Genomic DNA, 13,318 nt, shown 5'->3' with positions numbered 1-13,318 from the left:
AGTTAGTTTTTATTTTATTTTCCGTGAGTCAGACAAAAAAATCCGCAGGCTTTCGCACTGCGGATTTTTATTACTGAGGCTTATTACGCATCAGCCAAGCTGTTTACGCGCATTACGGAACATGCGCATCCACGGGCTGTCTTCGCCCCATTCTTCCGGATGCCAGGAGTTGCTGACTGTACGGAAAACACGTTCCGGATGCGGCATCATCACCGTTACGCGGCCTGACAGGTTGGTCACAGCGGTGATCCCATTCGGAGAGCCGTTCGGGTTCGCCGGATAGGCTTCGGTGGCCTGACCGTTATTATCCACAAAGCGCAGCGCCACCAGATTGCTGTGTTCGATTTGCGCCAGATGCGCCGCATCACGCACTTCCACATGGCCTTCGCCGTGGGAAACAGCGATGGGCATACGTGAACCGGCCATCCCCTGCATGAACATCGACGGGCTGGCGGTCACTTCAACCAGGCTGAAACGCGCTTCAAAACGGTCAGACAGGTTACGCACGAAGCGTGGCCAATGTTCTGCGCCCGGGATCAGCTCTTTCAGGTTCGACATCATCTGACAGCCATTACACACGCCCAGCGCCAGCGTTTGCGGACGGTGGAAGAATTCTTCAAACTCTTCACGTACGCGGTCGTTGAACAGAACTGATTTCGCCCAGCCTTCACCCGCGCCCAGCACATCACCGTAAGAGAATCCGCCGCACGCTACCAGCGTATGGAAATCCTGTAAATTACGGCGACCGGCCAGCAAATCACTCATGTGGACATCAACCGCATCGAAACCGGCGCGATGGAAGGCTGCAGCCATTTCAACATGGGAGTTAACGCCCTGCTCGCGCAGCACGGCAACTTTCGGACGCGCGCCCTTCGCGATGTAAGGAGCAGCCACGTCTTCGTCAGGAGCAAACGTCAGTTTGACGTTCAGGCCCGGATCGAGATCATGGGTTTTCGCCTGATGTTCCTGATCGGCACATTCAGGGTTATCGCGCAGACGCTGCATCTGCCAGGTCGTTTCGGCCCACCAGGTACGCAGCGTGGTACGGCTTTCGCTGTACACCGGCTTGTCACCAGAAGAAATGATGAAGCGGTCACCGGTCTCAACACTGCCGAGGTAATGCGTGCAATCCGCCAGACCAAAATCAGCCAGCGTTTTCTCAACCGCTTCACGGTCTGATGCGCGAACCTGAATAACCGCGCCCAGTTCTTCGTTGAACAATGCCGCCAGCGAATCAGTGCCCAGCGCCGCGATATCTGCGGTCAGGCCGCAATGTCCCGCGAAGGCCATTTCAGCCAGCGTGACCAGCAGACCACCGTCGGAACGGTCATGATAAGCCAGTAATTTCTGCTCAGACACCAGCGCCTGCATGGCGTTGAAGAATCCACCCAGATGCTCAGCACTGCGCACATCCGCTGGCGTATTGCCGAGCTGACGGTAAACCTGTGCCAGCGCCGTCGCGCCCAGTGCGTTATGACCGGCACCTAAATCGACCAGCAGCAACGCAGTGTCACCTTTATCGGTGCGCAATTGCGGCGTCACGGTGTGGCGCACATCTTCGACACGGGCAAACGCGGTGATAACCAGCGACAGGGGCGACGTCATCTCGCGTTGTTCATTACCTTCCTGCCAGCGGGTTTTCATCGACATGGAGTCTTTGCCCACCGGAATGGTGATACCCAGTGCCGGACAAAGTTCTTCACCCACTGCTTTTACTGCGGCATACAGACCCGCATCTTCGCCCGGGTGACCGGCTGCAGACATCCAGTTAGCAGAAAGCTTCACGCGTTTCAGGCTGCCGATTTCAACTGCTGCAATGTTAGTCAGCGCTTCGCCAACGGCCATGCGGCCAGAAGCGGCGAAGTCGAGCAACGCCACCGGTGCGCGCTCGCCCAGTGACATGGCTTCACCATGATAGCTGTCGAGGCTGGCGGTGGTGACCGCACAGTCAGCGACCGGGATCTGCCACGGACCGACCATCTGGTCACGCGCAACCATACCGGTCACCGTGCGGTCACCGATGGTGATCAGGAAGGTTTTTTCCGCCACGGCTGGCAGATGCAGAACGCGTTTTACCGCTTCAGCAATCTGAATATTTTCCGCATTCAGGTCGTCGCCTTTCGCTTTCAGCGTGGTGACATCCCGGATCATTTTCGGGGTTTTCCCCAGTAAAACGTCCAGCGGCATATCAATGGGCTGGTTGTCGAAATGGCTGTCTTCCAGAGAAAGATGCATTTCTTCAGTGGCTTCACCAATCACGGCGTAAGGTGCGCGCTCACGCTGGCAGATAGCATCAAACTGTTCCAGCTGTGCAGGCGAAACCGCCAGCACGTAACGTTCCTGCGATTCGTTACACCAGACTTCCAGCGGGCTCATCCCCGGTTCATCGTTCAGGATGTCGCGCAGCTGGAAACGCCCGCCACGGTTGCCATCGCTCACCAGTTCCGGCATGGCGTTGGATAAACCACCAGCCCCGACGTCATGGATAAACAGGATCGGATTGGCTTCGCCCAGTTGCCAGCAACGGTCGATCACTTCCTGACAACGGCGTTCCATTTCCGGGTTGTCGCGCTGTACGGAAGCAAAATCGAGATCCGCGTCAGACTGACCAGATGCCATGGAAGAAGCCGCGCCGCCGCCCAGACCGATATTCATCGCCGGACCGCCCAGCACAATCAGTTTTGCGCCAACGGTGATTTCACCTTTCTGCACGTGATCCGCACGGATGTTGCCGATACCACCGGCCAGCATGATCGGCTTGTGATAACCGCGTAATTCAGGGCCGTTATGGCTGTTGACGTTTTCTTCGTAAGTACGGAAATAGCCCAGCAGCGCCGGACGACCAAATTCATTGTTAAAGGCTGCGCCGCCCAGCGGGCCGTCGGTCATGATATCCAGCGCGGTAACGATACGATCCGGCTTACCGAAATCTTCTTCCCACGGCTGTTCAAAGCCTGGAATACGCAGGTTGGAAACGGAGAAACCGACCAGACCGGCTTTCGGTTTTGCGCCGCGACCTGTTGCGCCTTCGTCACGGATTTCACCGCCTGAACCGGTTGCCGCACCCGGCCACGGAGAGATCGCCGTCGGGTGGTTATGAGTTTCAACTTTCATCAGGATATGCGCCTGCTCCTGATGGAAATCGTACAGACCGTCTTTGGCATCGGCGTAGAAACGACCGACCTGCGAACCTTCCATCACGGCGGCGTTATCTTTATACGCAGACAGCACATGGTCAGGGGTCTGTTCGAACGTGTTCTTAATCATCTTGAACAGGGATTTCGGCTGAGTTTCGCCGTCGATAATCCAGTCAGCGTTGAAGATTTTGTGGCGGCAGTGTTCTGAGTTGGCCTGTGCGAACATATACAGTTCGATGTCTGTCGGGTTGCGCCCCAACGACGTAAAGGCTTCCATCAGATAATCAATTTCATCCTGCGCCAGCGCCAGACCTAATTTGGTGTTGGCGGCTTCCAGTGCGACACGGCCAACGCCAAGGATATCCACATGCTGCACCGGGGCTGGCTGATGCTGCGCGAACAGCGCGCTGGCGTCTTCCAGACGGGTAAAGACGGTTTCCATCATACGGTCATGCAGCAATGCGCCCAGTTCGTTCCACTGCGCTTCGGTCAGTTGCGGTGCCTGAACATAAAATGCCAGACCACGCTCAAGACGCAGAACCTGTGACAAACCACAGTTGCGTGCGATGTCGGTAGCTTTGGAAGACCAGGGAGAAATGGTGCCCGGACGCGGGGTGACCAGCAATAAACGGCCAGAAGGAGCGTGTTCAGCGAGAGAAGGACCGTATTTCAGGAGGCGTTGTAACTTGGTTTGTTCGTCCGAATTCAGCGGTGCGCTGACGTCGGCAAAGTGTACATATTCGGCGTAAATATCGCTGACCGGAAGGCGCGCTTCCTGACAACGGGACAATAATTTGTTAATGCGAAAAGCCGACAAAGCGGGCGAACCACGCAGTATTTCCATAATTACAGATCTCTCGTCTTCGAAGACACTGACCACAGTGCTTCATTGGGCGCAACAGGGGGAAAACGCGGGCTATTATAAAGAAAGCTGGCGTCCGACGAAACCGTTTGCGTCGGGAAACTTCATATTCCTTTATAGCCATGTCGTTATCATGGCTATTATGAATAAAGTTGCAGACTGCCGTTTTGTTGAGCAAAATGCGTCAGCACTGGGGATATAACCATACTAACTGCACAGCATAGCGTATAAAAACAAGAGCGCCGCAGCGAGATAACTATTTGACGCGACTAAAAATTAATTATGTTCTGATGGGGATCGCCGCCCTGTTACTGGCACTGGCCTTGTGGCCTGCCGTGCCGTGGCACAGGGGTGAAGGTGACCAGCTGGATCAAATAAAATCCCGTGGAGAATTGCGCGTCAGCACGCTCAATTCTCCACTGACTTTTATGGACTCCCCGGAAGGCAATCTGGGCTTTGATTATGAACTGGCTAAACGCTTCGCAGATTATCTGGGCGTGAAGCTGGTGATTTCTCAGCACACCACCATCGAGAGCATGTTCGACGATCTTGATCATGGTAAAACCGACATGCTGGCTTCCGGTCTGGTGTACAACAATGAGCGCCTGAAAAACTACCGCGCCGGCCCGGAATACTATTCCGTATCACAGCAGCTGGTTTACCGGCAGGGTGCCGTGCGCCCGAAAAGTTTCGCCGATATCAAAGGTTCGCTGGTGGTGTCTGCCGGCAGTGCGCATATCGCCACGCTGGAAGCGGCCAGCACAAAATATCCAGACCTCACCTGGTCCACCACCGATAAATTGTCACCCCGCGATCTGTTGCAACAGGTTGAAAACGGCAAACTCGATTATACGCTCGGGGATTCGGTCACTATCGCCCTGATGCAGCGCGTCTATCCCCGCCTTGCGGTGGCTTTCGATGCCACCGACGACGAACCAGTCACCTGGTATTACCGCAAACAACCTGATGACGACAGCCTCGCTGCCGCTATGCTGGATTTCTTCAGTCAGATTTCAGAGGACGGTACCCTGGAAAAGCTGGAGGAAAAATACCTCGGACACGTGGGTGATTTCGATTATGTCGATACGCGTACTTTCCTGAAAGCCATAGACAGTACACTGCCGGATTTACAGCCGCTGTTTGAAAAATATGCTCAGAATATCGACTGGCGTTTGCTGGCCGCCATCGCTTATCAGGAATCCCACTGGGATCCGCTGGCGAAATCACCGACCGGTGTGCGTGGCGTGATGATGCTGACCCGCGCAACGGCTGGCGGGCTGAATGTCGATGACCGGACAGATGCCGAGCAAAGCATCCGGGGCGGGGCGCAGTATCTGTCGCATCTGATGGATAAAATGCCGGGATCTATTCCGCAGGATGAACGGATCTGGTTTGCACTGGCAGCGTATAACATGGGTTACGGCCATATGCTGGACGCCCGTAAACTGACCGCACAACAAAAAGGGAATCCGGACAGCTGGGCGGATGTGAAGCAGCGGCTGCCGATGCTCAATCAGAAACGCTTCTTCAGCCGGACGACTTACGGTTATGCACGCGGCACGCAGGCGTATAATTACGTGGAGAATATCCGCCGCTATCAGCTCAGTCTGGTGGGGTATCTGATGGAAAAAGAGAAACAGCAGGCGCAGAAAGCCGCGCTGCAGGCTCAACTGGGTCAGGGATATCCGGCGGTGGATGCACAGGAAGCGCTGGGGAAATAAGGCCTGAACAGCCTTATGATTTTGGATTACCCGCCGTGATATCACCGGCCTGCGCCGCGCGCTCTGCCAGCCGCAGCGCTTTCTTCTGGCTGCGGCGTAAGCGAAAGAACGCACTGAGTTGCTCTGAACAGGCATCAGCGAGAACGCCCGAGGTAATTTCGATCTGATGATTCATGCCGGGATGGCGCAGAACGTCCATCAGGGAACCCGCTGCACCGGTTTTAGCATCGGCTGCGCCATATACCACACGACGGATCCGGCTGTGGATCATTGCGCCGGCACACATCACGCAAGGCTCAAGCGTGACATACAGTATGGCATCCAGCAGACGGTAGTTTTGCACAGCGCTGCCGCCCTGACGTAACGCCATGATTTCCGCGTGCGCCGTCGGATCATGATGTCCGATAGAACGGTTCCAGCCTTCGCCAATCACCTGATTGTCTAAAACCAGCACGGCGCCCACCGGTACTTCGCCCTCCTCCTGCGCCTTCAGCGCCAGAGTCATAGCGTATTCCATCCAGCGTTCGTCGTCGTTCATTTCTGCTAATTCTGTCACTGCCACTTCAACCTCAGCCATTTTATTCCGTGGGCATTATACCTTTGTTCGCGCCGCGCGCCCACGGGCCATAATCGGTACCCTGCGTACAGTTCACCGGCGGTAACAGGAAACATTACTTAATGATTAGAACCAGACACCCTGATAGCCGAAATAGCTTATACCAACAGATAATAACCTTATCTTTCATAGTGATTAGGTCTGGAAATTTGCCTGGTTAATCTGTGAATTCTTGCGCCAGATCAAAAGATGTTACCGGTAACAATATTAAGGTTTCCTTGTACCTACCAAGAGCTGACAAGAAGGAAAACAATTATGGCTACTGCAACTTTCTTTATCCCGTCCGTTAACGTTATTGGTTCTGGCGCGCTGAATGATGCGGCAACCGCTATCGCACAGCATGGTTTTCGCCACGCACTGATCGTCACGGATAAAGTGTTATTCGATATCGGCGTGGTTAAACAGGTTCAGGAATTACTGGCAAACAGCGACGTGCAAAGCAGCGTTTATCATGGAACGCACCCTAACCCAACCACCCGCAATGTGCGTGAAGGGCTGGAGATCCTGAAAAAAAATGGCTGTGATTGCGTGATTTCACTCGGTGGCGGTTCACCGCATGACTGCGCTAAAGGGATCGCGTTACTGGCCACCAACGGCGGCGACATCAAAGATTACGAAGGCGTTGATCGCTCTGCGAAACCCCAGCTGCCGCTGATTTCGATCAACACTACCGCCGGTACGGCTTCAGAAATGACACGTTTTTGCATCATCACCGATGAAGAACGCCATATCAAAATGGCCATTGTGGATAAAAACGTGACACCGCTGATGTCAGTCAATGACCCTCATCTGATGGTCGGCATGCCAAAAGGGCTGACTGCTGCCACCGGGATGGATGCGCTGACCCACGCTATCGAAGCCTACGTGTCGAGCGCGGCCAACCCGATTACAGATGCCTGTGCGCTGAAAGCGATTACCATGATTATCGACTCGCTGCGCACGGCGGTGAAAGACGGCAAAAACATGCAGGCCCGCGAAGACATGGCTTACGCACAGTTTCTCGCCGGGATGGCCTTTAACAATGCGTCGCTGGGTTATGTACACGCCATGGCGCACCAGCTCGGCGGTTTCTATAACCTGCCGCACGGCGTCTGTAATGCCGTCCTGCTGCCGTTTGTTCAGGAATATAACGCCCGCGTTGCCAGCCCGCGTCTGAAAGATGTCGCCGCCGCGATGCACATTGATGTTTCAGCGATGACAGATGCGCAGGGTGCAAAAGCCTGTATTGATGCTATCCGTCAGCTGGCGCGTGATGTCGATATCCCTGCCGGATTACGCGACCTGAACGTGAAAGAAGAAGATTTTAATACGCTGGCGACCAATGCCCTGAAAGATGCCTGCGCCATGACTAACCCGATTCAGGGTACTCATGCAGACGTGGTAGGGATTTTCAAAGCCGCGTTCTGATTACTAAAGAATATGCCCAAATAAAAACAGGCCAGAAATGGCCTGTTTTTTTGTCTGCAACATACCGCGGTATTTATTCCAGTTGCTGCAATTCGCCCTGCTTGCTGACACGAAAACGGTGCTCGCAAAAGAACAACAGCGGGTTGTCCTGCTTGCTGTCGCTGTAACCACTGTAAAGTTTAAGCGGTGAACCAATCCGGCTTTCAAGCTGTACGACTTTTTCTTCCCCGAGACAGCGCAGAGGCAGCACCCAGCCGCCTTTACCCCGCGCGATACGGCTGCCCACCAGACGTACCTGCGGTAAAAACAGCGATGCGTTATAAACCTGCTGCACCAGGTTCTCAGGAGAGCCGGTGATCAGCCACACTTCGGTATCGTCGCTGTCGAGATATTCGCGTAGCCGGCGTTGTACCACCGGAAACTCCACCACTTTTTCGCGAAACGCAGTCACAAATTGCAGCTCCAGCGCTTTCAGGCGTGCCTCGCTATGACCAAAAGTAATGGCCCACAGCAACAGGCTCATCGGCCAGCGTGTTGCGCGCCCCTGAAAGAATAGTCCTGCGCCAATCAGCGGCAATAAAGGCACCACCAGAATCAGGTTCTGCGGCATTTTTTTTAGCAAAAAACGCAGGAAGGTTCCGAACATGTCCTGCTGATGCAGCGTTCCATCCAGGTCAAAAAAGACCACCCGTCGATCAGGCTTCGTACTCAATCCATTACTCCTCGGGATCGTTAAACCCCATCAGCCAGGTAAAAATAAAACCAGCTAATACCGTAATGACTAAACCGGCCAGATACAACATCACTTTGCCAGAAATAATGGTCAGCGCCAGCGGCAACCCGGAAATACCAAAGGTGATGACCGTAGCGACTTTCCAGTAACAGATCAGCGCACCGCCCACGGCTCCGCCCAGACAGGCGCCAATAAATGGCCGGCCAAGCGGCAGCGTCACCCCGAAAATCAACGGTTCGCCGATGCCCAGTATTCCCACCGGCAGCGCACCTTTAATCACTTTTTTCAGCCGTGCGTTACGCGTTTTCATGTAAACCGCAATCGCCGCACCGACCTGCCCGACACCGGCCATGGCTAAGATAGGCAGCAACGGATTGGAACCGTGCGCCTGAATCAGCTCCACGTGGATAGGCACCAGCCCCTGATGAAGCCCGGAAAGCACCAGCGGCAGAAAGGCTCCGGCCAGTACCGCGCCAACCAGTAATCCGCCTTTATCAATCGCAATATTGACTCCATGGGCGATGCCATCTGAGATATAGCCACCGATCGGCTGCAGGATCACAATCGCCAGCGTTGCAGTAATAAGCGTGGTGATCAGCGGATTGAGGATCAGTTCGACAGATTCCGGCAGCCACTGACGCAGCCGTTTTTCGAGCCAGCACATCAGCGCGACGACCAGCAAGACGGCTATCACCCCGCCACGCCCCGGCTGTAATGTTTCGCCAAATAGCGTAATTTGCGCCAGCGCAGGGCTTGAAAGGATCCCCGCCATCACGCCGCCCATGGCCTGGGAACCGCCAAACACCCGCGCAGCATTCACACCGACCAGAATATTCATGATGGCAAATACGGCACCGCCGAAAATCGCCAGCAGGCCGAGGATATTGGGATATTCAGTCGCAATGGAACCGGCAATATCAGGCCGCTTGAGCAAGTTAATAATGCCCATAATCAGACCTGAGGCGATAAATGCCGGGATCAGCGGAATGAAAACATCCGCGAGCTTGCGCAGCGCGCCACTCATCGGCGCAGAGTATTTGGCTTTGGCACTGGCTTTATTGCGGGCTATATCACTCTCACCCGCCGCACTCGCTGTAGTCGCGGGGCTCAGCAACAGACGCATGGCGTCCACGACTTTCGCTGCCGCCCCCGGCCCGACGATAAACTGATGCTGCTCGCCCTGCTTAAGATAACCTTTGATCCCCTCCAGCATTTTCAGGCTGGTCAGATCCAGACGCGCATCGTCATAAACTTCCACGCGCACACGGGTCATGCAGTTTTCCAGCTTGCTGATATTCCCTTCGCCGCCCACACCCTGCAATATTTTAGAAGCCAGCAGGTGAGTTTTATCCATTGCTGTCGCCATGCTTTTCTCCCGATTTAGCTCGCCAGCGCGGCGCGCAGGAAGCCGTTATGTTGCTCCAGGCGAGCTTTTGCCTGTGTTGCATCAATGCCAGTCAGTAACATGAGAATGGCCGGTTTCACTTCGAAATCAGTCTGAGAAAGCGCCAGCTCAGCATCACTGCGCGCCGCGCCGGTGGCTTCCACAACAATACGGCAGGCACGATCAACCAGTTTGACGTTAGTCGCTTTCACGTCGACCATCAGGTTCTGATAGACCTTGCCGGTTTTCACCATCGCGCCGGTAGAAATCATGTTCAGTACCAGTTTCTGCGCAGTACCGGATTTCAGACGGGTGGACCCGGTAAGTGCCTCTGGTCCGACAACGGGAGAAATGGCGATCGTCGCTTCCTGCGCAATCGGTGAATCCGGATTACAGGAAATGGCCACAGTGGCACACCCCAGTTCTGTGGCGTAACGCAATGCGCCGATCACGTAAGGTGTGCGGCCGCTCGCCGCTAATCCGACAACGGTGTCATCCGCGCTCAGATCCAGACTCTTTAAATCTTCAACGCCCAGAGTTTCGCTGTCTTCGGCCCCTTCCACCGCTTTGAGTAACGCGCCGGGACCACCGGCAATCAGGCCGACAACCATACCGTGCGGCACGCCAAAGGTTGGCGGGCATTCCGATGCGTCAAGAATGCCCAGACGCCCGCTGGTTCCGGCACCGAGATAAATCAGACGACCGCCGGCTTTAAATGAGGCAGCAGCTTTATCAATAGCTTGCGCAATTTGCGGCAGAACTTTATTGATGGCCTCAGGAACTTTGCGATCTTCCTGATTGAAACAGGTGGCTAATTCCAGCGAAGACATCTCATCTAAATTGATCGTATCCGGATTACGGCTCTCGGAAACGAGTGCGCCTAAGTTAAGGGGACTGTTCATGTTTCTCTCCTGAATTTTTAATTCAAATTTATTGCATAATACTTGAATATTTAATTCATCAATGCGAGGAATATTTGCTATTTTAGATAACATAATCCGCAAAACGTGACCTACGTATTCTGAGAAGCCGGGATAAGCCACCATGAGTTGTATGATCCGTATCCGCCAGTTGTATCCGACACTGGCACAAAATGACCGTAAACTGGCTGATTTTTTACTGGCTCAGCCGGAAAAAGCGCGTCATATGAGCTCACAAAAACTGGCCGAAATGGCGGGAGTCAGCCAGTCAGGCGTGGTGAAATTCGCCCAGAAACTGGGTTATAAAGGCTTTCCTGCGCTGAAACTCGCCATGAGCGAATCCCTGGCATCACCCAAAAACAGCGAACCTGTCACCGTACATAATCAGATCCTGAGCACCGACAGTCTGCACGTTGTGGGTGAGAAACTGCTGACAGAAAAACAATCAGCTTTGCGCGCGACGCTCGATATCAACAGCGAGCCCCGTTTGCAAATTGCATTGTCGATGCTGGGCAACGCGCGGAAAATCATTCTGACGGGCATCGGAGCGTCCGGACTGGTGGCTAAGGATCTGGCGTATAAGCTATTAAAAATTGGTATCACGGCCATCGCGGAGTCGGATACACATGTGCTGATTGCTACAGCTCAGGCGCTTTCAAAGGAAGATTTATTGCTGGCGATTTCGTTCAGCGGTGAACGCAGCGAAATCAATCTGGCGGCACGGGTTGCCCGGGAAAGTGGCGCTAAGGTGCTGGCGATCACCGGATTTTCACCGAATACCTTGCAGCAACAGGCCGATCACTGTTTGTATACCGTCGCTGAATTACCGACCACACGCGGAGCCGCGCTATCGGCCACAACCGCACAGTATTCACTGACCGATCTGCTGTTTGTAGCGCTGGTTCAGCAGGATACCGAACATGCACCGGAGCGGATCCGCCACAGCGAAGAACTGGTCAAAAAGCTGGTTTGATCAGGATCATTTGAGGAGCGGAAAGGCACTGACGTGGATCCTGTGCCAGCGCAATTCTGCTATACTGCGCGCCCTGATGACTGAACGATACGAGAAAACGCCATGGCCCTGCTGATCACACACAAATGCATTAATTGCGATATGTGCGAACCGGAGTGCCCGAATCAGGCGATCTCGATGGGCAATGATATTTACGAAATTGACAGCGATCGTTGCACGGAATGTGTCGGGCATTATGACAAACCGACCTGTCAGAGCGTCTGTCCGATCGACAATACCATCATCATCAATCCGCAACACACCGAAACCAACGAACAGCTTTGGGATAAGTTTGTGGTCTTGCATCACACGCTGTAATCACGCCGTGATGCAATGCCAAAAATAAGTAGTATTAATTTTCGATGATGACTGTGGCGCAGGCATAACGGCGCTCATCGGCCAATGTAACATGTACCGACTTCACGCCCATTTCCGCTGCCATCTCTGCCGCGCGGGCATGAAAAACCAGCCCCGGCTTGCCCAGCACATCATTGACCACTTCAAACTGCTCAAACGCCAGACCGTTGCGAATGCCGGTTCCCAGCGCTTTTGCCGCGGCTTCCTTAACGGCAAACCGCTTTGCCAGAAAACGAACCGGCTGCTGATGTTGCTGATAAACAGCCCATTCATTGGCGCATAAAATACGCCTCGCCAGCCGGTCGCCGCTACGTTCAATCACTGCTTCGATACGGGAAATCTCAACAATGTCCGTACCTAAACCTAAAATGCTCATTACCGGCGGGCTTCTCTCATCAGATTTTTCATTTCACGCACTGCACCGGATAAGCCGTCGATAACCGCCTGACCGATAATGGCGTGGCCGATGTTCAGCTCATGCATTTCCGGCAGTGCAGCGATCGGCTGAACATTATGGTAAGTCAGCCCGTGACCGGCGTTCACTTTCAAACCTTTGCCTGCTGCGTAAGCCGCCCCTTGCTTGATGCGTTCCAGCTCAGCCAGACGTTCAAGATCAGTTTTCGCTTCCGCATACGCCCCGGTATGAATTTCGATGTAAGGTGCCCCGACCGCGACCGCAGCGTCAATCTGGCGCAGATCCGGGTCGATGAACAGGGAAACCAAAATGCCGGCTTCGCTCAAACGGGAAACCGCTACGGTCATTTTATCTATCTGACCGGCGACATCCAGACCGCCTTCGGTAGTGACTTCCTCGCGTTTTTCCGGCACCAGGCAGCAGAAATGCGGCAGAACTTCGCAGGCAATACCGACCATTTCATCGGTGACTGCCATTTCGAGATTCATGCGGGTTTGGATTGTCTGACGCAGAAGGCGCACGTCGCGGTCGGTAATATGACGGCGATCTTCGCGCAGGTGGACGGTGATCCCATCAGCACCAGCCTGTTCAGCGATGAATGCCGCCTGAACCGGATCAGGGTAAGCCGTACCGCGTGCATTACGCAGTGTCGCGATGTGATCAATGTTAACGCCCAACAGCAACTCAGCCATAACAGCTCCAGATTTGAGAATGAATTGATTTATGAGTGGATCAGAAAAGCTAATTTCTGCAG

11 protein-coding genes are annotated in these 13,318 nt (G+C 54.1%); 4 read left to right on the top strand and 7 right to left on the bottom strand.

The genetic code is table 11. The features are described 5' to 3' along the window. Positions 1-90 precede the first annotated feature (90 nt). Positions 91-3,984, bottom strand: coding sequence for a phosphoribosylformylglycinamidine synthase (gene purL / locus J1778_RS08570; RefSeq protein WP_217172840.1), 3,894 nt, complete (start codon positions 3,982-3,984; stop codon positions 91-93). A gap of 275 nt (positions 3,985-4,259) precedes the next feature. Here purL and mltF point away from each other — a divergent pair, with 275 nt between their 5' ends. After that, positions 4,260-5,720: a membrane-bound lytic murein transglycosylase MltF gene (mltF, locus tag J1778_RS08565; protein WP_217172806.1), complete on the top strand. Its 1,461-nt coding sequence runs from the start codon at positions 4,260-4,262 to the stop codon at positions 5,718-5,720. A 13-nt stretch (positions 5,721-5,733) separates the two neighbouring features. On the opposite strand, the gene tadA is transcribed toward mltF, so the two are convergent. Next, positions 5,734-6,297 (bottom strand): tRNA adenosine(34) deaminase TadA, encoded by a 564-nt coding sequence (gene tadA, locus J1778_RS08560; RefSeq protein WP_420804071.1) that lies wholly within the window; start codon positions 6,295-6,297, stop codon positions 5,734-5,736. Between the two features lie 294 nt (positions 6,298-6,591). On the opposite strand from tadA, the gene yiaY reads away from it, so the two are divergent. Beyond that, complete coding sequence (gene yiaY, locus J1778_RS08555) at positions 6,592-7,743, top strand: L-threonine dehydrogenase (protein ID WP_217172805.1); 1,152 nt, start codon at positions 6,592-6,594, stop codon at positions 7,741-7,743. Positions 7,744-7,816: 73 nt separating this feature from the next. Here the strand turns inward: yiaY and yfhb are convergent, their stop codons facing one another. Genes yfhb through murQ form a run of 3 tightly spaced genes read right to left on the bottom strand, consistent with a single transcriptional unit; the run spans position 7,817 to position 10,762 of the window. Continuing rightward, on the bottom strand, positions 7,817-8,455 hold the full coding sequence (yfhb, locus tag J1778_RS08550) for a phosphatidylglycerophosphatase C (RefSeq protein WP_217172804.1): 639 nt from the start codon (positions 8,453-8,455) through the stop codon (positions 7,817-7,819). Between the two features lie 4 nt (positions 8,456-8,459). Beyond that, on the bottom strand, positions 8,460-9,830 hold the full coding sequence (locus J1778_RS08545; protein ID WP_217172838.1) for a PTS transporter subunit EIIC: 1,371 nt from the start codon (positions 9,828-9,830) through the stop codon (positions 8,460-8,462). Between the two features lie 26 nt (positions 9,831-9,856). After that, entirely contained in the window at positions 9,857-10,762 is a 906-nt protein-coding gene (gene murQ, locus J1778_RS08540; RefSeq protein WP_217172803.1) for an N-acetylmuramic acid 6-phosphate etherase, read from the bottom strand. A 142-nt stretch (positions 10,763-10,904) separates the two neighbouring features. Here murQ and J1778_RS08535 point away from each other — a divergent pair, with 142 nt between their 5' ends. Together J1778_RS08535 and J1778_RS08530 are read left to right on the top strand one after the other, a co-directional pair. Beyond that, positions 10,905-11,753 (top strand): MurR/RpiR family transcriptional regulator, encoded by an 849-nt coding sequence (locus J1778_RS08535; protein WP_217172802.1) that lies wholly within the window; start codon positions 10,905-10,907, stop codon positions 11,751-11,753. Positions 11,754-11,855: 102 nt separating this feature from the next. Beyond that, the gene (locus J1778_RS08530) at positions 11,856-12,110 is read left to right on the top strand and encodes a YfhL family 4Fe-4S dicluster ferredoxin (protein ID WP_217172801.1); all 255 of its coding nucleotides are present in this window, start codon (positions 11,856-11,858) and stop codon (positions 12,108-12,110) included. A gap of 34 nt (positions 12,111-12,144) precedes the next feature. Here J1778_RS08530 and acpS read toward each other — a convergent pair whose 3' ends face one another. Together acpS and pdxJ are read right to left on the bottom strand one after the other, a co-directional pair. Further along, entirely contained in the window at positions 12,145-12,525 is a 381-nt protein-coding gene (gene acpS, locus J1778_RS08525; RefSeq protein ID WP_217172800.1) for a holo-ACP synthase, read from the bottom strand. Further along, complete coding sequence (gene pdxJ, locus J1778_RS08520) at positions 12,525-13,256, bottom strand: pyridoxine 5'-phosphate synthase (protein ID WP_217172799.1); 732 nt, start codon at positions 13,254-13,256, stop codon at positions 12,525-12,527. The genes acpS and pdxJ overlap by 1 nt, the downstream gene beginning before the upstream one ends. Between the last annotated feature and the right edge of the window lie 62 nt (positions 13,257-13,318).

The organism is Rahnella bonaserana (assembly GCF_019049675.1).
In the GTDB taxonomy this organism is placed as follows: Bacteria; Pseudomonadota; Gammaproteobacteria; order Enterobacterales; family Enterobacteriaceae; genus Rahnella; species Rahnella bonaserana.
Note: the sequence above shows the minus strand (reverse complement) of the source record. Positions and strands in the feature narration are given on the sequence as shown.

Excerpts from the sequence above, each read along its gene's own strand:
- tadA (WP_420804071.1), bottom strand. The coding sequence starts at position 6,297 with ATGGCTGAGGTTGAAGTGGCAGTGACAGAATTAGCAGAAATGAACGAC.
- yiaY (WP_217172805.1), top strand. The coding sequence starts at position 6,592 with ATGGCTACTGCAACTTTCTTTATCCCGTCCGTTAACGTTATTGGTTCT.
- J1778_RS08545 (WP_217172838.1), bottom strand. The coding sequence starts at position 9,830 with ATGGATAAAACTCACCTGCTGGCTTCTAAAATATTGCAGGGTGTGGGC.
- murQ (WP_217172803.1), bottom strand. The coding sequence starts at position 10,762 with ATGAACAGTCCCCTTAACTTAGGCGCACTCGTTTCCGAGAGCCGTAAT.
- J1778_RS08535 (WP_217172802.1), top strand. The coding sequence starts at position 10,905 with ATGAGTTGTATGATCCGTATCCGCCAGTTGTATCCGACACTGGCACAA.
- J1778_RS08530 (WP_217172801.1), top strand. The coding sequence starts at position 11,856 with ATGGCCCTGCTGATCACACACAAATGCATTAATTGCGATATGTGCGAA.
- acpS (WP_217172800.1), bottom strand. The coding sequence starts at position 12,525 with ATGAGCATTTTAGGTTTAGGTACGGACATTGTTGAGATTTCCCGTATC.
- pdxJ (WP_217172799.1), bottom strand. The coding sequence starts at position 13,256 with ATGGCTGAGTTGCTGTTGGGCGTTAACATTGATCACATCGCGACACTG.